Raw genomic sequence first — 22,633 nt, 5'->3', positions numbered from 1 at the left:
CTAAGGTCTGAAGAATGAGATTTAACGGACGCTGCACAACGGCTCGATGAGCCCTGCGCCCGCTACGTGCGCCGCGCGGCTCGCGCTATTGCGCGAACGTGCGTATCTGTCCTTGCTTTCACGTGGGTAAATCTTGCACCCTCGCTACGGCTGCCCCGTCGGGAATTCGGCCCTGCGCTGGATCCCTGAAGGAGGGGAGACGTGCGCAATTTTTTCGGACGAAGATTACGAAGTCACTGCTTGAAGTCAGACGCGCGGCGGATATTACCGATAATTCCCCCTGCCATGTGAAAATCAGACGTAACAAAATGTCACACGAATTGGCTCGAGTTTCAATTACCGAAACTTAGTCAATTTTCGCCAATAGCAAGGTATTAATTACCTCAAATGCAGAAGGTAATGCTTACTGCATGGATCGCGTGTTTCGCCTGCTATTGCCGGCTATATCGGCAGTTCTGGGATGGTCTGAAGTGTATCGATGTAATTTATTCTTTCGTCTATATTTCCCTTTTAAATTGCTTTCTGTTTTATTCGGGTCGGATTTTAATTGACTCTATTGATATTATTGGGAGCAAGTAGGGCGTCGAGTTGACCGAGGCGGGCCGTCACGCGTTTTCAAGCGCGGTGGCGGTGCACGACCAGTTGCAGTCGCTGGCGCGGGAAGTCCGGTCGCTCAGCGGCGAGGTGGCGGCCGTGCTGCGCCTGTTCGCTAACGCGTCCGCAATCATTGGTTTTCTGCCGGAACGGCTCAAGGACTTTCAGGCGCGCTACCCGCTCGTGCAGATCGCCCTGACCGAAGAGATCAGCGACGGTGTAGTGCGGGCCTGTATGGAAGACCGCGCGGACGTGGGGATATCCTCGAGCGCCAGGTGCCGATCGAGCACTTCATCGCGCCGCACGCCGCCGTCTAGATTTCCCCTCAAGGAGAAATTGGATGGCAACACTGGAATTGACCGGCCGCGTACTGTTTCTTTGCAATGACCCGGGGCAGGTCGAGCGGCAATTGAACGGCGCCGATCTGCCAGGCGTCACGCCGGACGCATTGAAAGACACGTGTCGACCGATGAGATTGCGCCGATGAGCGTGCTCACGCGCTTCGACGACCGCCTCGGCCGCGTGCCTTATCTCGGCTTTCAGACCGGCGAGCACAATCCTGTTGGTATGGATTCCGTACTAAATGGCGGATTCAGCGTGACCGTGGCCGGCAATCGCTACGGCAAGGGATCCCCGAAACAACTCATGCTGGCATTTGCGCTCAATAAATCGAGGCTCGTTCGCCTGATCGAGCATCGATATCCTCTACTCGTCAACGAGCGGATCACACTGGCAGCCACCGATCTCTGAGTGTGTTCCGGACGGCCCGCCAATATTTTCCCGACTGATCAGCGCGAAGCCCCCGAGACCTTTCGTCAACGGGGGCTTCGCTTTTGCCAGGCGCATCCATGGCGGGCGTTTCCACGAGCTGACCCTTGCACGCGGCGATAAAACACGCCTCTGCCTTCGCGCCTCGCCGCGGGTCGGATTCTCGACTCGCGTAGTAGCTGCCAGGTTCTATCGGTTCCGATGAATAGCGAGGAATGTCGAACCGGCGGATCTGTAGCCGGCCCATTGCCGACGAACATGGCACGTGCGCGCAGGCTCAGCGATCCACCCGCTGCTGCCACTGGGCCGGATAGCGGTCGCCCACGACCTGGATCTCGTTGAGCGCCGCTTCGATCGCGGCGAGATCGCCGGCGCTCAACTCGACACTGGCCGCGCCCACGTTCTCGTCGAGCCGGGAAAGCTTCGTGGTGCCAGGAATCGGCACGATCCACGGCTTTTGCGCGAGCAGCCAGGCCAGCGCGATCTGCGCGCGCGTCGCGCCTTTGCCGTCGGCGAGGCGGCCGAGCACGTCGACCAGCCCCGCGTTCGCCTTGCGGTTCTCCTGCGTAAAGCGCGGCACCATGGCGCGGAAGTCGCTCTGGTCGAACGACGTGCGCTCGTCGATCGCGCCGGTCAGAAAGCCCTTGCCGAGCGGGCTGAACGGCACGAAACCGATGCCCAGCTCCTCGAGAACCGGCATCACCTTGTGCTCCGGCTCGCGCCACCAGAGCGAATACTCGCTCTGCAGCGCCGCGACGGGCTGCACGGCGTGGGCGCAGCGGATCGACTGCTCACCCGCTTCGGAAAGGCCGAAGTGCTTGACCTTGCCCTCGCGGATCAGGTCCTTCACCGTGCCGGCCACGTCTTCCATCGGCACGTTCGGATCGACGCGATGCTGATAGAACAGGTCGATGCGGTCGGTCTTCAGGCGCTTGAGCGATGCTTCGGCCACCGCGCGGATGCGCTCGGAGCGGCTGTCCATGGGCTTCTTCGAGTCGCCGTCCTGAAAGCCGAACTTCGTGGCGATCGCCACCTGATCGCGAATCGGCGCGAGCGCCTCGCCAACCAGTTCCTCGTTGACGAAGGGCCCGTAGACTTCGGCCGTGTCGAAGAACGTGACGCCGCGCTCGAACGCCGTGCGGATCAGGCGGATCGCGTCGTTCTTTTCGGTGGCGGGGCCGTAGCCGAAGCTTAAGCCCATGCAGCCAAGGCCCAACGCGGAAACTTCGAGGCCGTTCTTGCCGAGTGTGCGCTTTTGCATGTCTTGCTCCTTTTTGCGTGAACTGAAATGACCGGCGCTCCTGTTCGCACGGAAGCCGCCTTCTACCCGACCGAGTGTAGGTTCCTGCAGGCCACTCAACAATGCCGCTAAACTTGCATGGGGTATTGAAGGAAATTCACAGATGGTGCGCACCGGCTTATCCGAACTGACGGCCTTCGTGACGATCGCCGAGCAGCACAGCTTCAGCGGCGCGGCGCGCGTGCTCGGCGTTTCGCCTTCCGCGCTCAGCCACACCGTGCGCAACCTGGAGGCGAAGCTCGGCGTGCGCCTCCTGAACCGCACCACGCGCTCCGTGGCGCTGACCGAGGCGGGCGAGCAGCTGCTCAGCCGCGTTCGGCCTGCCATGGCCGATCTCGAAGACGCCGTCAACGACGTCGCGACCGCGAGCAACCGGCCTTCGGGATCGATCCGCATCAGCGCCTCGGAATCGGGGGCGCGCCCGCTGATTCGCCATGTGCTGCCGGGGTTCCTCGCCCGCTATCCGGACATCCGTGTGGAGTTCGTGGCGGACTCGCGGCTCGTGGATATCGTGGCCGGTGGCTTCGACGCCGGTGTGCGCGTGCTCGAAGACGTGCCGCGCGACATGATCGCCGTGCGCTTCACGCAGGACATGCGCTTTGGCGCGGTGGCCTCGCCCGCGTATCTGGCGCAGCATGCGCCGCCGCGCGCGCCGCACGACCTCGAGCAGCACCGCTGTATCCGCTTTCGCTTCGAGAGCGGCGCGCTGTTCCGCTGGGATTTCGCGCACCGCGGCAAGAGCGCCAGCATCGACGTGGACGGGCCGCTCACGCTCGGCAACCTCAACCTGATGGTCGAGGCGGCGCTCGCCGGGGTGGGCGTGGCCTGGGTCCCGGAAACGCTCGTGGCCGAGCATGTGGCTGGCGGGCGGCTCGTCCACCTGCTACCCGAGTGGGGGCCGGTGTTTTCGGGGCTCTGTCTTTACTATCCGGCCAATCGCCATCCGCCCGCGGCGCTGCGGCTGTTCGCGCAGGCCGTGCGCGAATGGGCCGATGCCGCACCGCAGCGCAAGCCGCAAACATGAAAGGACGCGGTGAAACGAACCGACCTGCAATGTATTGTGTCCCGTGCCCGCGCCGATACAGTGGGATACAAAGCCGCTCGCGGCATGGGGTATAAACGCATCATTCCCTGCACACGGAGTCCGAACATGCACGCCGATGGACTTGCGGCCCGCCGCACACCGCCGGTTTTAGCGGGCGGCGCGCCAATGCGCGCGCTGCACTGGCCGCGCACGCTGTTCGCGCGCCTCGCCCTGATCCTTTGCGTCGGCCTCGCGCTCGCGCAGGGGCTGTCGTTCAAGCTCACGATGACCGAGCGCAACGACGCCACCGCGAACATGATGACCAATTACATCTCGCGCGAAGTCGCCATCTCCGTGGCGCTGCTCGACCATCTGCCCGCCGCCGAACGTGCCGCGTGGCTGCCGCAGCTCGCGCGGCGCACTTATAGCTTCATCCTCGGTCCCGGCACGCCGGGCGAGCCGCCCGAAGCGAGCCGCTCGAAGAACGTGGCCTCGGCCATCGCGGCGGGCCTGGGTGACAAGTACGCGCTCACGACCAATTCGGTGCCCGGCAAGCACGAACGCCTGCAGATCCACCTGCAGCTGTCGGACGGCTCGCCGCTCACGATCGATTACCGCCCGGGTCCCGCGCTACCCCTGTCGGGCTGGCTGCCGGCCGTGCTTATCGCCCAGCTCGTCGTGCTGGCGGCGTGCTGCTGGTTCGCGGTGCGCACCGCCACGCGGCCGCTGCACGAACTCGCGCGCGTGGCCGACGCGCTCGGCCCGGACCTGAAGGCGGAGCGTCTGGAGGAAGAAGGGCCCTCCGAAGTGGCGCGCGCGGCGCGAGCGTTCAACGCGATGCAGGAGCGCATCTCGGCGCACGTGGCCGAACGCATGCAGATTCTCGCGGCCATCTCCCACGATTTGCAGACGCCGATCACGCGCATGCGCCTGCGCGTGGACCAGATGGACGACGAAGCGCAAGCGGGCAAGCTCGCGCAGGACCTGCACGAGATGGAGCAGTTGGTGAAGGAGGGCGTGGCCTACGCGCGTACGCTGCACGGCACCGGCGAAGCGCCCGCCCGCGTCGACCTGGATGCGCTGCTCGACAGCCTCGTATGCGACTACGTGGATGCGGGCTCGCCCGTGACCTTCGAGCGCCGCCTGAACGTGGCGATCGTCACGCGCGTGCAGGCGCTGCGTCGCATCGTCGGCAATCTCGTCGATAACGCGCTGAAGTACGGGAGCACGGCGGCCATCGAGGTGAGCGCGTCGCCGCGGGACAAGACCGTCACGATCTCGGTGCTCGACAGCGGTCCCGGCATTCCGGAGGAAGCGCTCGAGAAGGTGTTCGAGCCGTTCTACCGGCTCGAGACCTCGCGCAACCGGGGCACGGGCGGCACGGGTCTCGGTCTCGCAATCTCGCGCCAGCTCGCCGTGGCGATGGGCGCGGAGCTCACGCTGCGCAACCGGCCCGAAGGCGGCCTGGAAGGGCGGCTCGTGCTGCGCGGCGCGCAGGCGTGAATGGCGGCGCGCCACGAGCGCCCGGTCGTGCGAATCAAGCGGTTACTCAGGCGAGCGGAATGAACACGTTGAACTGGCCTTCCTCGGGATGGCGCGAGCGATGGCCCTTGCCAATGGTGTCTTCGCACAGCACGACCGTGCCCGGCTCGCAGTGGCGCGTGTCGCCGTCGCTCGTTTCGAACTCGACCCAGCCGGTCATCCAGATCACGAACTGACGAACCGGCGTGGTGTGCCAGTCCGCCTCCTTGAGGCCGGCCGGCACCCAGCCGAAGCGCACCGCCTTCGCCGGCTCCCACGTCGACAGGTAAATGGGCGGGATGTTCGGAAAGAGCTCGAGCGGCGTGAGCGGGATATCGATGTCCTCGAAATGGGACTCACCCTGGGCGTCGGCGTAGATGCGCAGACATTTCATTGGGACCTCCTGGAGCCGTTCTCTGCGTTTCGCTCGCTATCAGCTTGCGAGCATAAACAATGCCGGTTTGTGGCTGGCCCGGCTGTGGTCATCGCCGGCCATTTCAGGTCGATATGCGTCGCGCCGGATGGGCGCTAGCGGTCATTGTCGTCCCGAATCGGGCGGGGCGGTTCCAGGTTGTACGCGGCGGGTGGCGCGCTATCCATCACCCATCGAAATAATGGAGAGCAAGATGAGCACGTCGACGAGCACGACCCGCTGGAAGGGTTCCTGTCATTGCGGTGCGGTAAAGTTCGAAGTCCACACCCCGATCGAGCCGGCCGGGCGTTGCAACTGCAGCCTGTGCCGCCGCAAGGGCGCGCTGATGAGCCCGCCGTTCGAGGGCCGCGAACTGACGATCCTCGCGGGCGAAGACGCGCTCACGCTGTACCAGTTCAATACGCGCGTGGCGAAGCACTTTTTCTGCAGGCACTGCGGCATTTATCCGTTTCATCAGACGCGCAGGGACCCGGCGCGCTGGCGCGTCAATCTCGGCTGCCTGGAGGGTGTGGACGTCTACGCGCTCGAAGCGTCGGTTGCCGACGGTGCTAGTCTTTCCCTGGTGGAGGACGCATGAAACGCCTGCTCGCCATCCTGTTCTTCGCGGCGAGCGGCCTGGCTGCGGAGATTGCGCATCCGGTGTACTGTTCGTGCATCGCAGAAACCCGTTCACGCCTCGGGCGCAAGGAGAAAAATACCAATGACGGAAAAGATGGATCACGTTCTGATCGTCGATGACGATCGCGGCATACGTGAACTGGTCGGAGCCTACCTCGAAAAGAACGGCATGCGCGTGTCGCTGGCCGCGAACGGGCGAGAAATGCGCTCGGTGCTGGAGGGCGGCGCGCCCGACCTGATCGTGCTCGACCTCATGATGCCCGGCGACGACGGGCTCGTGCTATGCCGCGAGCTGCGTGCGGGCAAGTTCCGCGCCGTGCCCGTGGTGATGCTCACTGCGCGCAACGAAGAGACTGACCGCATCGTGGGCCTCGAAATGGGCGCCGACGACTATCTACCCAAGCCTTTCGCCGTGCGCGAACTGTTCGCGCGCATCCGCTCGGTGCTGCGCCGCACACGCATGCTGCCGCCGGGCATGGAAGTGAGCGAGGCGGCGCAACTGCTCGCGTTCGGCGACTGGCGACTCGACACCACGGCGCGGCATCTGCTCGACGCCGAGGGCACGATCGTCGCGCTGAGCGGCGCGGAATACCGGCTGTTGCGCGTGTTTCTCGACCATCCGCAGCGCGTGCTCACGCGCGACCAGCTGCTGAGCCTCACGCAAGGCCGCCAGGCCGACGCGTTCGACCGCTCGATCGACCTGCTCGTGAGCCGGTTGCGCCAGCGCCTGCGCGACGAGGCGCGCGAGCCGCGTTACATCAAGACGCTGCGCAGCGAGGGGTATGTGTTCTCCTCGGCGGTGACCACGGTCGAAGCGCCGGAGTAACGCCGGCCCGAGTCAGGTCCGGCCGAAGAAATGCAGCAGTGCTTCGGCCACGGCCGCGGGCTGCTCCTCCGGCAGGAAATGGCCGCAGTGGGCCAGCGTCGCGCCTTGCACTTCATCGGCGTAAGGGCGCAGCGGACCGGCCATGTCGGCAATCGAGCCCTGATCGGCGCTCAGCGCGAGAACGGGCATCCGCAATTTGCCGCGCGTGCTCAACTCGCGATTCTGACGCGCCGAAACATCGGCCGCTCGGTAGTAGGCCAGCCCCGCGCGCAATCCGCCTTCCTTCGTGAACACGCGCAGATATTCGTCGATATCGGCATCCGTGAAGGTCTGCGGATTCGCCGTTTTGCGGCGCAGAAACCACTCCAGATACGCGCGCTCCTTGCCCGCTATCAGCAGCTCCGGCAGATCGGGCACCGCATGGAAGGCGAAGTGCCAGGTGCGCCACGAGCGCTCGGGCGCGACTGGCAGCGCTTCCGGCAGCGTGATGCCGGGAATGCCGGCGTCGAGCAATGCGAGGCTCGACACTTCATCGCCGAAAAGCGCCGCATAGGGATAAGCGACCCATGCGCCGACGTCGTGGGCGGCGAGGTGGTAACGGGGCGCTCCGAGCTCGCCGATCAACGCGTGCAGGGCGGTTGCGAGCGATTGCGTGTCGTAGCCACCTTGTGGGCGGTCGGAATCGCCCTGGCCGGGCAGGTCCGGTGCGATCACGCGATAACGCCCGGCGAGCAGCGGCATGACCTTGCGCCACGCGAACCAGCTTTCTGGATAGCCTGCCAGCAGCACGACTGTTTCGCCATCCTTATTTCCGCCGATTACGTAATGGAGCCGTGTGCCTTCGACAGTTTCGAAGCGATGCGCGAAGCCGGGCAGGACGGGGTCGGCCAGCGACGCTGGACCGTGGTCGATGATGCGTGAGGGCGTATTCATGGCGTGAAGCTCCTGTGGTTTTGAGGAACGTAGGCGAAGATTGGAAATATTCATTTCCAAATTGGCCAAAAAATTTTCAACGCAGCAAGCGCATGGCTTCGTCGGCCGCGGCAAGCATGTCGCGCTGCGTGCGCCCGGATTTGCCGATCAAACGAAAGCCGTGGAGCAGGGCGAGCAACGTGCGCGCCATCGCCGGGACATGGACTTCCGCTGCAACCGAGCCGTCTTGCTGGCCTTGCTGGAGGAGTTCGCGCAGCATCTCTTCGGTGCGCCGCATGGCGGCTTCGATGCGCGTGGCGACTTCGTCGTCGAAAGTGGCGAGCGCCGTTGCGCTGGAAACCACGAGGCATCCGCGCCGACCCTCGCTGCCATGGGAAGATTCGGCGTAGAAAAGGAAGATGACGCGGATCTTCTCGCTTGCTTTGGACTGCTTGTCGAGGCGATGACGCAGTTCGGCGTTGCGCGTAGTGACGTAATGGTCGAACGCGGCGAGAAAGACACCGCGCTTGTCGCCGAATGCCTTGTAGAGGCTCCCTGCTGTCAGGCCCGTTGCTTCGCTGAGATCGCCTACGGAGGTGGCGTGGTAACCGCGCTCGCGGAAAACGCGCACGGCGCCGTCCACGACGGTTGCCATGTCGAACTCGCGTGGGCGGCCGGGGGAGCGGGACAGGGGTTGGGATGGGTGCTCGGATGCCATGGGGAAGATTATAGGAAATGTTTATTTCCTAATCAACAGCCTCATTTCAAACACCTCACTCCACACTCTCCCCCCGCCCCTTATGCTGCGCCGCGAGCCTTTCCTGATGCGTCGGCGGCACCGGATCGTAGTGGCTCAGCTGAATGCTGTAATTCCCATGCCCGCCCGCGAGTGAATTCAGCCGCGACTGATAATCGTTGAGCTCGGCAAGCGGCACCTTCCCCGCAATGACCATGGCCTGCCCACCCATCGTGCGCGTGCCATGCACCTGCCCACGCCGCGCCGAAAGATCGCCGATGATGTCGCCCATCGCGGCCTCGGGCGTCATCACCTCGATATCGACAATCGGTTCGAGCACGATAGGCTGCGCTTTCAATACCGCATCGATAAACGCCTTGCGCCCCGCGGTAACGAACGCCACTTCCTTCGAATCCACCGGATGGTGCTTGCCGTCGTACACGATCACGCGCACGTCCTGCATGGGAAAGCCCGCGAGCGGCCCGCTGTCGATCACCTGCAAGATGCCTTTTTCCACGGCAGGCATGAACTGCGAAGGAATCGCGCCGCCTTTCACTGCATCCACGAACTCGAAGCCCGCACCGCGCGGCAAGGGCTCGACGCGCAACATGACTTCGCCGAACTGGCCCGCGCCGCCGGTCTGCTTCTTGTGGCGGCAATGGCCTTCGGCTTTGCCGCCGATCGTCTCGCGCCACGCAATCGTCGGCGGACGCGTCACGACGTCGAGTTTGTACTGATCGGTGAGCCGCTCCAGCATGTAGCGCAAGTGCAGTTCGCCCAGGCCGCGGACCACGGTTTCATTGGTCCCTTCGGGGTGATCGATCTGCAGGCAAGGATCTTCTGCCGCGAGCTTTTGCAGCACTTCCCACACGCGTTGCTCGTTGCCGGGTCGCGCCGGCTCGATAGCGAGACCGTAAATCGGATTGGGAAACGCAGGCGGCGTAAGGTGGATGTTGCCGTCTTCGGGCGCGTCGTGCAGCACGGCGTCGAAGCCGATATCGTCAGCCTTCGCCACCGCGCAGATATTGCCGGGCCCCGCGCGCTGCACCTCCGTATGCTCCTTGCCCTGCAGCATCAGCAGATGCGCGACCTTGAACGGCTGTCGCGCGTTGCCGATATAAAGCTGGCTGTCGCGCGTCACCGTGCCCTGATGAATGCGAAACACCGCCACCTTGCCGATATACGGGTCCATCACGATCTTGAACACATGCGCGAGCACGTGCTTGTCGGCATCCGGCTCGGCGCGCACGGGCTCCTTGCCTTCCTTGCCCTCCACTTCGCGGTAGAACAGCGGTGGATTGCCTTCGGTGACATTGGGCAGGAGCCGCACGAACACGTCGAGCAGTTGCGCGATGCCCGCACCCGTCGCCGTAGAAGTGAAGCACACCGGGACGAGATGGCCTTCGCGCAACGCGCGTTCGAACGGCTCGTGTAGTTGCTCGGGGCTGATGGCTTCGCCTTGTTCGAGGTACAACTCCATCAACTCGGGATCGAGTTCGATCACCTGGTCGACGAGCGCATTGTGCGCTGCCTCCACGGAATAGAAATCGGCCTCGCCAGCCGGGTTGAAAAAGCAGTCCACCACTTCGCGGCCGCCTTGCGCAGGCAGATTGATCGGCAGGCAGGTCTTGCCGAAGGTCTCCTGGATCTGCTCGAGCAGCCCCGGCAAATCGACCTTCTCCGCGTCGATGCCGTTCACGATGATCATCCGGCACAGCTTGCGCTGCTGCGCGTACGCCATCATGCGGGTCGTCGTCATCTCGATGCCGGTGCGCGCATTGATGACGATGGCCGCCGTTTCCACCGCAGGCAGCGCGCTCATCGACATGCCGGCGAAGTCAGGGTAGCCGGGTGTGTCGAGCAGGTAGATGCGCGTGTCCTGGTGGTCGAGGTGGGCGATGGCGGAGTTGAGGGAGTGGTGGTATTTGCGTTCGAGGGGATCGAAATCGCAGAGGGCGGTGCCGCGATTCACGCTGCCTGGCGCGTGCAGCGCGCCGCCCTGGTGCAGGAGCGCTTCGGCAAGCGAGGTCTTGCCGCAGCCGGCATGGCCGACCAGAGCGATCGTGCGGATGGCTTCGGGACTGTAATCCATTTGTCGATCCATTGTTGTACAGATTTATCCGGTATGACCCACGAGCGTTTCCAAATTTCACTGTATAATCAATAGGTTGCCAACATAATGAGTCCGGTTCGATCCATTTTGTTCCGACTGCTGCCATGTGTCCAGTGGTGGGCTAGATGGTGGGTCAAAATCCTGGGAAATACCCTATGCCGATGCTGACCGACCGCGCGCTGCGCAACCTGAAACCCGGCGACATGCCGCTCAGTGATAGTCAGGTACCCGGACTGATGATTCGACCCAATGCTAACGGCGGCAAGTGGGCGCTACGTCTACGTCGCTGCGCGACGCCCGAGCGCGTGCGCTGGCAATGCGCAGCCAGATCGATGGTGGCCATGACCCCATCCAGGAGCGCATACGCGAGCAGGTGATTATCGAGCGGGATGCGAAGGTGCCCACGTTCTTGCAGGCCGCCGAGAAAAAGCATGAGAAGGCTAAGAGTGCCTGGAAGCAAGCCGACGGCACAAACGCGCGGCGGTGGCTCAGTAGCGTGAAAGCGCACCTGGCGCCGCTGCTGGAGCGCCGGGTCGATACGCTCAAGCCGCGTGACTTTTTCGATGCGCTCGCGTCCGCATGGATCGAGTGCCTGCGTGTCGCGGATAACGTCTTTCAGCGTGCTAGCGCAATCATGGAATGGGCGTTCGCGGCGTACCGTTCATTCGCAACGCCGCGGGCCAACGATCTCGCTCCGCATGCTGTCCATTACAAAAGCCTCGCCGTCTTTCAAGGTCCTATATGGCATTTGGTGGCGCTCATAGAATGCGACCTCCTCACCGACCGCCTCCGACTCGGGATGATCGGATTGAAAGTGCACGACGAGGGAAAACGGTAAAATTCCGAGCCCGTCCCAGACCACAGCCGGATCGTATCCCGGAGGAACTTCCGTGGGATCGCTGACGTGATCGAGTGCGCGCAGCGTGCTCGACGCAACGACCGCTGCCGCACTGAATCCCGAGTAGACGATTCTGTCACGTTCGAGCAAATCCGCTATAGCGACATCGAATCCGCTCTGCTTCATCGCCCTGCGAAGTATGAATGCGTTTCCACCGTTGATCCATACCGCGTCGAACTGCTCGAGTGTCTCATCTACGCGATCAGTTGTTCCGAAGAACTGCCGAAGATCAAGTTCCTGCACAGTGAAGCCAAGTGCTCGAAGTTTGATTGTTTGATTCTCCAGCCATTGGGCGCGCGCCGCTTCGCGATGGTCAAGTGCGTTGACGACAATTGCCGCTCGCAATTGACCACCGACCAAGCCGACGAGTTGTTCTGGTCTGGCGCCCACATCGAAGGAAGAAAGGTACACTCGCACAGCGAAGTCTCCGGCGAACTTAAGATGTTTTGGAATCGTCCATGAAAAAGAATACTTTGTCGGATGTGACTTGCTCGCCGCCCGATGCCAGACACGTTTCCGGTATTGTTCGCATCGCTAAATAAGTTCGGCGATGCGAACAATGATCAATGCCGCTGGAGCGAGCGCTGCCTGAGCGCACAGCGTCCCGAGCACACGCGCACCCGCGAGGGTTGTAATGGCCCGCCGGAAGCTGTTTTCCGAAATCCGGCCTTCGATTACGTCGTCAGTCATCACTGAAACTTGCGGATCGATGACGAGTGCCAACACCACCGTCGCAAAACCATTGATAACGGATGACAGATTCGCACATGTAACCCGCAGATCAGGATTGAGGTATCCAGCGTAGAGCGACGCGAAAACGCCGACTGTCCAGATCGCCATTGCGACTACGTTTAGCCCGATGACTTTCCAGGAAACGCCCGCCCCAGTCGCTAGTTGGGTGACGTTGTGGCGGGACGGGAGCCGCGCTCCAAGCCGAATGTAGTTGATGCCTCCGCGACTGAAGATATGGAGTAGCAGACGAGGGATCGAGCGATTTGCCTGGAAGTGGTCGACAGCGCGGCTGAAATAACGTTGAAACGTGGGAATCAGAAACGCACCGACAGTGCTTGCCGCCGTGGCGGTTAGCAGAAAGAGCCGAAAGTCCCCGAGCAAACCGTGCTCCAGGTGACGCGCGATATCCAGCTCAACCCGCTTCGCGATGAATGGTCCCTGAAAGGAATTTGCCGTCCGGGAAACAAGGGCGATGATTCCGAATAGGGAAAATGACACGGCGATACGGCGCGTGCGAACGCCGGCAATCCGAACCGCATATGCTAGCGTCGCAATCACATGGATTACGAATGTAAGCCCGCATATCATCAACAGCTGAATGTCCATGTCGTCGGCATACGGTTGGCATGAATCGAAGCCTCCAACTGTACACTGCCGCTCCGATTGTTGACGACGTTGGTTCACTCGTCGTGTGACGGGAATTGGCCGAGCCGAACCGAACCTCGCAGAGGGGCTTTGCGCCGTCGCAGCCGGTACAATTAGGCAACAACCCTGCCGACGCGCGGACCGATGACCGACCTCGACCGATTTCTGGCGGAAGCGACTGCCAGCGGCAAAATTCCCGGCGTATCGCTAGCCGTTCTTCACGCGGGGACAATAAGCGCCGAGCATTACTTCGGCGTTCGTGGTGCGCACGACCGCGCAGGCGTCGATGCGGCGACCGTCTTTGAGGCTGCGTCTCTCACCAAACCGCTCGTCGCCTACGTTGCGCTTCAGCTTGCCGAAGAAGGGCTGCTGGATCTGCATAAACCCCTGTTCGACATCTGTGGAGAGTATGTACCCGGAGACTCGAATGCTCGGCGAATAACAGCCTTTCATGTGCTGACTCACACGAGTGGTCTTCCGAATATTGTCCGCGACCAAGCTCCACTCCGTACGTATTTCGTCCCCGGCGAGCGATTCAGCTATGGCAGCAGTGCGTTTGCATGGCTTCAGCGCGCGATGGAGGCCGTAAGCACACGCCCACGAGAAATGTTGGCGCGAGAGCGCGTATTCGAGCCGTTGGGGATGCGTCATTCGAGCCTTGAGTGGCAGGAGCGCTTCGCGGTCAACCATGCGCAGGGCCAGGAATGGGAAGGCGAGCCAGTGCCTAAGCGTCGCGTGCAAACGGCGCAGGCCTCCTGGTCACTTCTGACGACGGCATCTGACTATGTCAGCTTCATTCAGCATGTACTGGCTCGCCGAGGCTTGGCGGCCACGAGCTACGATCAATGGTTCGTGCCGCGCATCAATACGCGCCAAGGCGACGACGCCGAAGACCTTATCGGTCAGAACCCGCCCGATCTGAACGTTGCCTGGGGATTGGGCTGGGGGCTCGAACCCTTTGAAGATTGCTTCTTTCACTGGGGAAACAACCCGGGATTCCGGGCGCTTGTTCTCGCCAATCGTGCGACGCAGGATGCAGTCGTCTGGTTCGCCAATTCGGCCCGAGGCATGAGGCTGGTACATACGGTCCTACCAGAAGCCGTTCCCGGCGAGCACCCCGCCATCGAATGGCTTCGGATCGGTAGCTTGTGACCCATCGTCACGGGCGTTGAGCGACCGAAACCGGCAATCCCATACTGACACGATTGGTTCACAGACACGGGCGACTAAAGTCCCCCTGAGCGGCCCCTCCGCAAATTTCCACTACCGCCATTGGATCGTTGGCGTTATCGGCCAATTCGCTTGACCGGCAACGCGGTCTCGATCACCGTCTCGTGTTCGCGATAGACTTGATATGCGGTTGATCCCTCTCGCCAGGAAAACACGCTATCGACAGAAGTGCTCAAGTACAGAGCGGCCGCAAAATCATCGATGGCAATGGAAGGTGGGACCGTATATGCTTTTTGCGCGGCATGCAGCGTCTCGCGTCTCTTTGGATCGCTGCTGTAGTGAACGGCGCAACCACCGGGCAGCAAGCCAAGGCAGTCGAGCGGACGATAAGCTGCCCCCCAAAACGAATCGGTCAGACCGGCCTCGTACCAACACATTGCGCCCGCACTCATGCCCGCGAGCAGCACGCCGCTCTCCCACGCCTCCCGAAGAACTGTGTCAAGCCCCCACTCGCGCCAGACAGCTAGTGCTGATTTTGTATTTCCACCGCCGACATAAATGGCGTCCTGCTCAAGCTGTCGACGATCCCGATGAGGTTGTCGAACGTCCGCAAGAGGCGGTCCCAGCCCGTGGACGGCGGGGCAGTCGATCCGTCTGGCGACCCTGCTCGACACCATCGCCGCCTCACCAGTCGTCCGCTGAGGTCGCCACCCCTGTGTCGCGCATCTGTGCGGCATTCCGGCGACCGTATCGGAGTGCCGGTGCTCTTCGAGGTGGCTCAGGGTTTGGTGAAGGCGTAGCCGTCCAGGGTCGCTCCGCCGAAGTAGGTGCCGGGGAACGCGCCGAACTCCGTGAAGCACTCGCCGTTGACCGGATCGAGGATCAGCAGCCCCTCGCCCTGGATGCCGGCAATCACGACGAAGTGGGTCCCGCCGCTGAGCCAGGTGATCGAGGCGACAACAGGTCGCCCGGCGTCGATCTCGGCTCTGAGGTCGGCGAGAGTCAGATCCGGTCCGTGATAGCTGGCGTAGTTGCCGACCGTCTTCAACGCGTCGGTCACCCCGCCGGATTTCAGATAGCGGGTGTCGATCCCCAGGCGGGCGTCGTCGAGCACGTAGCGGGCGCCGATGGCGTAGGGGTTGGCGTAGCGAGCGGCCAGGTCGGGGTTCTGGATCAGTGCCTGCGCCGACGGGCAAGCAGTGGTGTTCGTCGGGAACCCGTTGATCTCCTGTCCTATCTGCGTCATCACCTCGCATTGCTTCCAGGTGCTTGCCGGGTCGTAGAAGTGATCGACGGTGGCGCCGCAGGCGATCCAGCACCACTGGTCACTCTGCTGGTACTGCAACCGCACCGCGAGGCGGTTGGTCACGTCCGGTACGTACGTCTGCACCTCGATCGGCTTGGCGTCGAGGACGGTGATGTCGGTGACGACGTTCAGCGGCGAGTTCCAGTCCACATTGACGACGAAGGTGACGCCGTGGTTGGGGTCGTAGGGCGGTCCGTGGGGGCAGACGTTGTCGGCGGAGATCGTTGCTGCACCGATGAACCGGACCTTGTTGTCGGCGTACTCCGACGCCGTGACGATGACCGTCGAGTCGTGGTCGATGGCGTCCCAGTTGAAGTTGAGGGTCGTGCGGCCGAGGAACTTCCCCCAGTACTTGCGGATGGTCAGCGGCATGATCCCAGCCTCAGTACTGGATCTCGATCGGCGCATCGTCGAGAACGGTGACGTCCGTGACGATGTTCAGCGGCGCCCCCCAATTGACGTTGACGACGAAGGTGACACCGTGGTTGGAGTCGAATGGTGGCCCGTGGGGGCAGACGTTGTCGACGGTGATGGTGGCCGCGCCGATGAAACGGTGCTCGCTGTCGGCGGGCGTAGTCACCTTGTACTCGGCGGCGGTGACGATGACCGTTGAGTCGTGGTTGATGGCGTCCCAGTTGAAATTGAGCGTCGTGCGCCCCTGGAAGGGGCCCCAATACTTTCGGACGGTTTGCGGCATGTCGGCACCCCTGTCGCGTTGGAGAGTAGTAACCTCAAGCGCCCTCTGGGTCGACCTGTGATGGTCTGAGGTGCCTGGATATGGCAACCGTGACGTCGCGCAATCCTCGTTTCGGACAGAAAAAGGCTAGATGATTTGACGTAGATGACCAGGGGCGACGAAGCGTATATGTAGGGCAACGCACATAAGATAAGCGGCAGGCGGACACATAAACCCCGTCCCAGGGCAAGCGATAAAGGCTCGCCCATGTGAACGGCCGCTGGAAGGGGTGTGTGAGTCATCCGAACATCGGCGGCGGCCCGAGCGCGAGTGGCCCTTCATGGGCCGCCTGCGGCCCGACGCGGATGCCCGCAGGCGACCCGATAGCGGACCACAGCGCTGTTGGACATCACTGGCCGCTCCGCTGCGGTTCAGAGGTCATTTGAGCGGACAGCCAGATTCGACGGGGCGCACGTTCTGCGGCGGATTCTCTAGTTATCCAAAATAGCTGATCCCCGAGACAATCAACAGCAGATTCACAAGCCGTACGAAATGATTGTCGGACAGCCGTTTATAGAGCGTCATGCCGATCGCGGTTCCGAGCAGCGACCCGGGTATGCAGAGCAGAATGGCTGGGGTGAAACCGGTTTTGCCGGCGGAGTGTCGCAAGAGACTAATTGCAGCGAGCGCAGCGACCTGCGTGATCAGGATAAACGGCTGATACATGGCACGCTGGCGGTCCTTGTTCCACCCCTTGAACCCGCACCAGATGGTCACGAATGCTCCGGGAAAGCCGGTCGCGCCACCCGTGACGCCGCCGAGAAATCCCGCCAAGACATCGAGTGCCTTCGCCTGGCGCCGGATGACGAGCGGCCGCCTGGCGAGCATGTAGCACCCGTAGAGAACCAGGAACACACCAAGCACGTGGGTGTAGACGTGACGATCCAGCGTGAGCAGTACGGCGATGCCCAGGGGCAGTCCGACCCCGCCGCCGACCAGGAAAACAGCCAGCGGCCGCCACTGGATATCCCGTTTGAGTGACCAGACCATTGCTGTCTGGTTCGCGATACTGCAGACAATCATGATCTGGACGACCTGCACCGGGTCGGCGGAGAGATGGAACAGCATTGCGCCGCAGACTGCGGAGAAGGCGAAGCCCGCGATGCTGGATATGCCAGACGCCAGAAAAACGGCACCGATGACAAAGACTTCGACGCCTTCGTGCATGGACAAGGCCAGGCAAAGTGCCGTGGCGAGCACGAGCACCGCCCACTGAAGTTTGACCTGCCAGCGGTACCATCCCGTTGCCGGGGTCAATGACCGGGCTGGTCCCGCGGCGCTCTCGGGCGCGGGCTGAGGTTCGCTATCCATTTGCCGTGTCTCTCCGCGTTGGACATTACCGGAAAGGCCAGTGTTTCCCGCCCGTTGTGGCGGGAAGCGCGCGTTCAAGGATTGATTACATCGGTGCGGCGGGTGCGCTGGCTCGCCACGTCGCGCGCGGCAGCCTTGTCCCGCGTCTGCTGGGTGTCGTCGCCCCATGAAGCATCGAGTGTCCAGTGCTGTTTAGTTCCAGTTGATGACGGTCGCGGCTGTGAGCGGCACATCAGTATCGAGCACCGTGGTACGCGTCGGTACTACCTGAAAAGGTGATACCCTCATGCTCACCGAAGATCGGTGATCCGCACATTCTTCTTGAGGACGACATGCTTACATTCGCGGATTCCACCAATCCACCGGTGCACGATGACGTCTATGCACTCTGGGATCGGCTGGCCGAGTTCTCAGCAGGTGATGGCGATGTCGCGCTGTCCCATCTGCTAACCAAGCTCTGTGCCATGGTCAACGCACAGAATGCGCTTTGGGCCGTTGTCGTGCGATTGCCTTCGCTCGCGCCAAAGGATCCTTTGTTCGGCTGGCGTCCACGACTGGTTCGGCTTCTGCATCCGGTACCGGCGATGGTCGCTTCCGTGCAGGAGCAGTACGACACGCTCTGGTCCGGCCACGTCGACTCGTCACATGTCGTGGCCGCCTCAGGGAACGAGCCGTTCTGCGCCAACCTGCTCTTCGAGGCGATGCCCGCCGAATGGTTTGAAGGTGAGCACTATCGGCGCCACTACCTCGAAGTCGGCCACGGCGACAGCATTCAGGTGCGTTGCTCGCTCAATGACGATGTGCGGATTCATCTCTTCGTGTTTCGCGATGTGCGGGCACCCCGATTCTCTGCGCCGGATCTCGAGCGTCTGGGTTTCGTGATGCACGGGCTGAGATGGTTCAACCGGCAGCAACTGCTCAGCCACGGCCTGCTCATCGCCGACGCGCCCCTGACGACGGCCGAGCGAAGGGTGCTGCTGTGGCTGCTCGACGGACTCACGGAAAAGCAGATCGCGCAGAAGCTCGACCAAAGTCCGAACACGACGCATGTCCATATCAAGGCGATCTACGCCAAATTCAACGTCCGGAATCGCTCAACGCTCACCGCGCTGTGGCTCGGCAAGCTGAGATAGCGAACTGCAGGCGCTGGCGTTGCAGGCGACGATGGCGAGGCACCCGCGCAAGGCGAGGCCGAAAGGCTTCTTGTCCGTGGATGCAAATCGCGGAGCCTCCGCGCTGCGCAAGATAAAGATGTGCACGCGGACATCCTCGTTGAGGTCGCAACGCATTGACATGCTGTCTGCGTGGCCGACGGCCAGGTCGGCCAGAGGGCTCATCCCGGAGTGCGAACATCGAGTCGTCAGGCTGGCTGTCCGAAGTGGACTGGACAGGTCGCACCGGCACGGGCTGAGAGAGAGTCACGCGATCACCTATTCAGGTTATGTTCGGGTGTCAGCGAATCATCTACGATTAGACCCATGCCGCTATTGCATTGCAGCGTGCCGTTACGAGCTCTTTTTGAACTGGCCTTTTAAGGAACCTCGACATGAGATGCGCGAGCCGGGTCAACATTGTTCGAACCTGCTGCCTGCTCACGGCGATGGCCACCGCCGGGGTCCAATGCTGTATTGCCGCGACCGGTAACGACGATTTCGATTCTGGGCTAGAAGACTCCGCCGTATTTTCCCGTGCTTCGGGAAACACTCCGTTTCCGCGCTTCGACCCATCGCAGATTCCGTTTGCTCCGCAGCCCGCACTGGATGACTCAATTGCCCTTTGTATTCCCGACCTCTATTGTTCACTCGCAGTCCGATAGCGCAGTCGGCGCGATCGCGCTCAACGATAAGAAAAGTCTAACCAAGGCGGGTGTTTGCCCACGGAGCACCGACCCCTCCGGGAATTGAATCAGGTTGTGGAATCAAGGCGCCTCAGCACCGAGCGATCGGCTCGGGACGGTCTGCCAAAGCCACGTGATGGGAGCACCAGACGAGGACCCGTCGCAAACAAGCAGGAGGAGCAACTATGCGCGCGCAAGACATCATGACTGCGTCCGTCATCACTGCCACACCGGACATGACGATCCACGAAGCGGCAACACTTTTGGTCGAAAACCATATCGGAAGCATGCCGGTCGTCGACGAGAACGGACAAGTTGTCGGTATCGTCGGCGAACGCGATCTTCTGCATCGAGTGGAGAACAGCACCTGCCACAGAAAGCGCCAGTGGTGGCTCGAACTCCTGTTGTCGTCCCCCCGCGCTCAGGCCGCGAGGTATCTGAAGGAGCACGGGCGCGTCGTCGGCGACGTGATGTGCGAAGAGGTGATTTCGATCTCGGAGGACATGCCGCTCCAGCGGATCGCGGACCTCATGGAGCGTCGACGTCTCGACAGCGTGCCAGTGTTGAAGAGTGGCACGCTGATCGGAAATCTAAGTCGCTCGAACCTGATTCGCGCACTCGCGCGGATTGCTCCGGTCGTGGAATTAGTTTCGCGCGATGACGCGAGCCTGCGCGAAGAGATAGTCCGGACGATGCACGGGCAGAGCTGGGGATTGCCCAAAAACTGCGTGCGCGTCAAGGATGGTGTCGCGCATCTATGCGGGGTGATCGAATCTGTAGAGGAAAAGCGGGCCATCCGCGTTGCGGCGGAGAGCGTGCCGGGCGTCAAGCGTGTGGAGTACCATCTTGAATATCCAAACGTGATTCCGGCCCTGTAAGTCACGGTCGCAAGACGCGTGTCGATCGTCCGGGCTGAACGACGAATCACTGCGATCGTGACGGTCACGTCAAACCGGGGGGTCGAAATATCGACGGGTTTCGATCGCGGGCTTCAAATCAGGCAAGCGCTCGACGTAGGCAATCACACCACTGACGCCATGTCACGGCTCAATCTGCCGAGTGATCTGCGCGTCCGTGGTGCGGCTTGCAGCGCCGGATTCTCGATTCGATCTTTTTAGAGAAGGTCCGCTGTTCGCTGCCGAACAGCCACTCGAATGACTGAGTGGGTGCGATCGTAAAAGGCAGCTTCTGGCCGACCACCGTCGCATGCCGTACACAGTGCCATCGACGGAAAGCGAGCCAGAGCGGTCCAGCAGGCAGGCGCTCGGTGGACGGCGAATTGGCAGTGCAAGCGGTATATCAGGAGGTAACCGCTCGTTCATCACGGAGCGTCGCCGTGAGTATCATCGCCACGCATGCAATCGCCGACGCGGTGATAAAAACGTCCTTGAGCGAACCAAACCAGGCTACGAAATTGCCCCCCATCACGTTGCCCAATGTCGTTCCAAGACCGAGAAAGACGTTGGCAACACCAAACACCGTGGTTGCCGAGCAAGGGTCCATAGTCTTGCTGATATACGCGGGAATCAGTCCGTAAATCGCATAGAACGAGAGACCGAAACACACGGCGGCCGCTCGCAATTGCCATGCTTCGGAATGGAAAGCGATCAGGAGACCGGAGCCGGCGAGTGCAGTGAAGGAGAATGCGAGCGCAATCCGTGCCCCTGCCTTGTCGGCAGCCATCCCCGCCGCAAATCCGCTGAACAGTCCCACCGCGCCAATCGTCGACCAGACTTGCCCGATAGTTGCCAGGGAATGTCCCTCATCGGCCAGAAAGCTCGACAGGTAGTTTTGCCACGGCCCGCAAGCCATTCCGCTCAACGCGAGCAGTATCCAGACCGTCAGGTTGGTGCGAGTCATCAATTGCCACCGGCCGCCGGACGCGCGACGACTTACGGCGCGCTTTGGCGCCTTGCGGCTGAAAACCTGTGGAGCGAAGCGGCGAAGCGCAAGCAGTCCCACAAGCGCGATGACGAGCGAGACCGACCCCGCCACAATCCATATGGAGTGCCAACTGTGTGCTGGTAAGCCCCGCGACACAAGAAGACCATTCGCGAATTGCCCATAGGCCGTGCCGCTCGAAACCAGACCATTGACGCGGGAACGGTACCCGAAGGGAACTGTACCGGAGATTGCACCGACGCTCGGGACCATCAGGAAAGCCGCCATCGCCCCAAGTCCGGCGAGAACGAGTCCGACCGACATTACGCTCTGGACTTTCGCGAACAGTAGCAAAAGCAAGGCTGCCGCAGTGACAGCGCCCACAATGACCTGCCCCTCGCCGAAGCGGGTTGTGAGGCGCGGAGTAACTAACGCCGCAACGAGGTACGCCGTCTGGGTCCCACCAGTTACGATGCCAATCGCCGTATAGTCGATTCCGAGACTTTGCCGCATCACTGGCACGACCAGCACAAAAAGATAGAGCCCAAAGCCGAACACGACCGCCACGAACAGCGTGAAGACGACAGCAACGCTGATCGTGCGTACGATCGACTGGGTTCTCGTGGAAGTCATTGCGTGCGTCGCCATAGTCGACCTATATCGATAAGTAGCTATATAGAAAGAGTACAATATAGATTGGTCCCGTCAAGGAGAATCTGAGCAATGTCGAAAATGGACAATGTCGATGAGAACCAGCTGCAGGAGGCGCTGCATGCACTCTCGAATCGCCACCGGCTGACGATACTCATTTGGCTTACCGAGCCGGAAAAGCACTTTCCACCGCAGCGGGACGCGGACCTTGTGAAGGATGGGGTCTGTGTCAGCTTCATCACCGAGAAGACTGGCCTCAGTCAGCCCACTGTCACTACGCATATGCAGGCGCTGGCAGCGGCAGACCTGGTGACTTCGAAGAAAATCAAAAACTGGGTGTACTACAAGCCCAATAGCGTGGCGATCCAATGCTTGCTCGACGACCTGGATCGCGCGCTACGCCACACTTGACCGATACGCTTTCCACAACTGGAGTGGGGCTCCGCATCAGTCATCGCGTATGTGCCGAGAGGGGCGTTTGTTGGGGGGCGGAACGACGCTTTGGTGACCAAATGCAGCGGTTGCTACTGACTGTTCGTGGCCCGACCTCTCCACCGATGCGGTCGGCCTCAGCCGACCCACAGAGACGTTCGGGGTCGCCGAAAGCGGTCCTTCGAAAAA

24 protein-coding genes are annotated in these 22,633 nt (G+C 61.8%); 12 read left to right on the top strand and 12 right to left on the bottom strand.

Annotated elements, in window-relative coordinates; all coding sequences use genetic code 11:
- The first annotated feature begins 588 nt into the window (after positions 1-588).
- Together AB3X98_RS02475 and AB3X98_RS02470 are read left to right on the top strand one after the other, a co-directional pair.
- The gene (locus AB3X98_RS02475; protein ID WP_368605087.1) at positions 589-981 is read left to right on the top strand and encodes a LysR substrate-binding domain-containing protein; all 393 of its coding nucleotides are present in this window, start codon (positions 589-591) and stop codon (positions 979-981) included.
- 72 nt (positions 982-1,053) lie between these two features.
- A complete protein-coding gene (locus AB3X98_RS02470; protein WP_368605086.1) occupies positions 1,054-1,344 on the top strand; it encodes a hypothetical protein in 291 nt (96 codons plus the stop codon).
- A 295-nt stretch (positions 1,345-1,639) separates the two neighbouring features.
- Here the strand turns inward: AB3X98_RS02470 and AB3X98_RS02465 are convergent, their stop codons facing one another.
- Positions 1,640-2,623 carry an aldo/keto reductase gene (locus AB3X98_RS02465; protein ID WP_368605085.1) on the bottom strand — a complete coding sequence of 328 codons (984 nt, stop codon included), beginning with the start codon at positions 2,621-2,623 and terminating at the stop codon, positions 1,640-1,642.
- Between the two features lie 142 nt (positions 2,624-2,765).
- Between AB3X98_RS02465 and AB3X98_RS02460 the strand changes: the two genes are divergently transcribed.
- Positions 2,766-3,686: a LysR family transcriptional regulator gene (locus tag AB3X98_RS02460; protein ID WP_368605084.1), complete on the top strand. Its 921-nt coding sequence runs from the start codon at positions 2,766-2,768 to the stop codon at positions 3,684-3,686.
- A gap of 186 nt (positions 3,687-3,872) precedes the next feature.
- A complete protein-coding gene (locus AB3X98_RS02455; protein ID WP_069267047.1) occupies positions 3,873-5,189 on the top strand; it encodes an ATP-binding protein in 1,317 nt (438 codons plus the stop codon).
- A 46-nt stretch (positions 5,190-5,235) separates the two neighbouring features.
- Here the strand turns inward: AB3X98_RS02455 and AB3X98_RS02450 are convergent, their stop codons facing one another.
- Positions 5,236-5,601 (bottom strand): hypothetical protein, encoded by a 366-nt coding sequence (locus AB3X98_RS02450; RefSeq protein WP_133181087.1) that lies wholly within the window; start codon positions 5,599-5,601, stop codon positions 5,236-5,238.
- A 232-nt stretch (positions 5,602-5,833) separates the two neighbouring features.
- On the opposite strand from AB3X98_RS02450, the gene AB3X98_RS02445 reads away from it, so the two are divergent.
- The 3 genes from AB3X98_RS02445 to AB3X98_RS02435 are packed head-to-tail and all read left to right on the top strand — an operon-like array spanning position 5,834 to position 7,084.
- Positions 5,834-6,217, top strand: coding sequence for a GFA family protein (locus tag AB3X98_RS02445; RefSeq protein ID WP_368605083.1), 384 nt, complete (start codon positions 5,834-5,836; stop codon positions 6,215-6,217).
- The gene (locus AB3X98_RS02440; protein WP_176732956.1) at positions 6,214-6,378 is read left to right on the top strand and encodes a hypothetical protein; all 165 of its coding nucleotides are present in this window, start codon (positions 6,214-6,216) and stop codon (positions 6,376-6,378) included. Before AB3X98_RS02445 ends, AB3X98_RS02440 begins: the two co-directional genes overlap by 4 nt.
- On the top strand, positions 6,341-7,084 hold the full coding sequence (locus AB3X98_RS02435) for a response regulator (protein WP_069266943.1): 744 nt from the start codon (positions 6,341-6,343) through the stop codon (positions 7,082-7,084). The genes AB3X98_RS02440 and AB3X98_RS02435 overlap by 38 nt, the downstream gene beginning before the upstream one ends.
- Positions 7,085-7,096: 12 nt before the next feature.
- Here the strand turns inward: AB3X98_RS02435 and AB3X98_RS02430 are convergent, their stop codons facing one another.
- The 3 genes from AB3X98_RS02430 to fusA form a co-directional block, all read right to left on the bottom strand.
- Complete coding sequence (locus AB3X98_RS02430) at positions 7,097-8,017, bottom strand: alpha/beta fold hydrolase (protein ID WP_368605082.1); 921 nt, start codon at positions 8,015-8,017, stop codon at positions 7,097-7,099.
- A gap of 76 nt (positions 8,018-8,093) precedes the next feature.
- Entirely contained in the window at positions 8,094-8,651 is a 558-nt protein-coding gene (locus AB3X98_RS02425; protein WP_069266941.1) for a TetR/AcrR family transcriptional regulator, read from the bottom strand.
- Positions 8,652-8,769: 118 nt separating this feature from the next.
- A complete protein-coding gene (fusA, locus tag AB3X98_RS02420) occupies positions 8,770-10,824 on the bottom strand; it encodes an elongation factor G (RefSeq protein ID WP_069266940.1) in 2,055 nt (684 codons plus the stop codon).
- A 176-nt stretch (positions 10,825-11,000) separates the two neighbouring features.
- On the opposite strand from fusA, the gene AB3X98_RS02415 reads away from it, so the two are divergent.
- Positions 11,001-11,222 carry a hypothetical protein gene (locus tag AB3X98_RS02415; RefSeq protein WP_368605081.1) on the top strand — a complete coding sequence of 74 codons (222 nt, stop codon included), beginning with the start codon at positions 11,001-11,003 and terminating at the stop codon, positions 11,220-11,222.
- 284 nt (positions 11,223-11,506) lie between these two features.
- Here the strand turns inward: AB3X98_RS02415 and AB3X98_RS02410 are convergent, their stop codons facing one another.
- Both AB3X98_RS02410 and AB3X98_RS02405 read right to left on the bottom strand, forming a co-directional pair.
- The gene (locus AB3X98_RS02410; protein ID WP_368605150.1) at positions 11,507-11,986 is read right to left on the bottom strand and encodes a Type 1 glutamine amidotransferase-like domain-containing protein; all 480 of its coding nucleotides are present in this window, start codon (positions 11,984-11,986) and stop codon (positions 11,507-11,509) included.
- A gap of 291 nt (positions 11,987-12,277) precedes the next feature.
- Complete coding sequence (locus AB3X98_RS02405) at positions 12,278-13,081, bottom strand: lipid II flippase Amj family protein (protein WP_368605080.1); 804 nt, start codon at positions 13,079-13,081, stop codon at positions 12,278-12,280.
- 183 nt (positions 13,082-13,264) lie between these two features.
- Here AB3X98_RS02405 and AB3X98_RS02400 point away from each other — a divergent pair, with 183 nt between their 5' ends.
- The gene (locus tag AB3X98_RS02400) at positions 13,265-14,272 is read left to right on the top strand and encodes a serine hydrolase domain-containing protein (RefSeq protein WP_368605079.1); all 1,008 of its coding nucleotides are present in this window, start codon (positions 13,265-13,267) and stop codon (positions 14,270-14,272) included.
- Between the two features lie 134 nt (positions 14,273-14,406).
- Here the strand turns inward: AB3X98_RS02400 and AB3X98_RS02395 are convergent, their stop codons facing one another.
- The 4 genes from AB3X98_RS02395 to AB3X98_RS02380 all read right to left on the bottom strand — a co-directional run bounded on the left by AB3X98_RS02395 (position 14,407) and on the right by AB3X98_RS02380 (position 17,643).
- Entirely contained in the window at positions 14,407-14,967 is a 561-nt protein-coding gene (locus tag AB3X98_RS02395; protein ID WP_368605078.1) for a Type 1 glutamine amidotransferase-like domain-containing protein, read from the bottom strand.
- Between the two features lie 101 nt (positions 14,968-15,068).
- Positions 15,069-15,968 (bottom strand): papain-like cysteine protease family protein, encoded by a 900-nt coding sequence (locus tag AB3X98_RS02390; RefSeq protein ID WP_069266922.1) that lies wholly within the window; start codon positions 15,966-15,968, stop codon positions 15,069-15,071.
- A 10-nt stretch (positions 15,969-15,978) separates the two neighbouring features.
- Complete coding sequence (locus tag AB3X98_RS02385; RefSeq protein WP_342949458.1) at positions 15,979-16,293, bottom strand: hypothetical protein; 315 nt, start codon at positions 16,291-16,293, stop codon at positions 15,979-15,981.
- Between the two features lie 474 nt (positions 16,294-16,767).
- Complete coding sequence (locus AB3X98_RS02380; protein ID WP_368605077.1) at positions 16,768-17,643, bottom strand: sulfite exporter TauE/SafE family protein; 876 nt, start codon at positions 17,641-17,643, stop codon at positions 16,768-16,770.
- Between the two features lie 332 nt (positions 17,644-17,975).
- On the opposite strand from AB3X98_RS02380, the gene AB3X98_RS02375 reads away from it, so the two are divergent.
- Both AB3X98_RS02375 and AB3X98_RS02370 read left to right on the top strand, forming a co-directional pair.
- Positions 17,976-18,776, top strand: a complete 801-nt coding sequence (locus AB3X98_RS02375) for a LuxR C-terminal-related transcriptional regulator (protein ID WP_368605076.1) — start codon at positions 17,976-17,978, stop codon at positions 18,774-18,776.
- A gap of 889 nt (positions 18,777-19,665) precedes the next feature.
- Complete coding sequence (locus tag AB3X98_RS02370) at positions 19,666-20,358, top strand: CBS domain-containing protein (protein ID WP_069266918.1); 693 nt, start codon at positions 19,666-19,668, stop codon at positions 20,356-20,358.
- Between the two features lie 421 nt (positions 20,359-20,779).
- On the opposite strand, the gene AB3X98_RS02365 is transcribed toward AB3X98_RS02370, so the two are convergent.
- A complete protein-coding gene (locus AB3X98_RS02365; RefSeq protein ID WP_368605075.1) occupies positions 20,780-21,994 on the bottom strand; it encodes an MFS transporter in 1,215 nt (404 codons plus the stop codon).
- 90 nt (positions 21,995-22,084) lie between these two features.
- On the opposite strand from AB3X98_RS02365, the gene AB3X98_RS02360 reads away from it, so the two are divergent.
- A complete protein-coding gene (locus AB3X98_RS02360) occupies positions 22,085-22,423 on the top strand; it encodes an ArsR/SmtB family transcription factor (protein WP_368605074.1) in 339 nt (112 codons plus the stop codon).
- The last annotated feature ends 210 nt before the right edge of the window (positions 22,424-22,633 follow it).

This window comes from Paraburkholderia sp. BR14312, assembly GCF_040948675.1.
GTDB classification, from domain to species: Bacteria; Pseudomonadota; Gammaproteobacteria; order Burkholderiales; family Burkholderiaceae; genus Paraburkholderia; species Paraburkholderia nodosa_A.
This window is presented reverse-complemented; position numbering and strand designations above follow the sequence as displayed.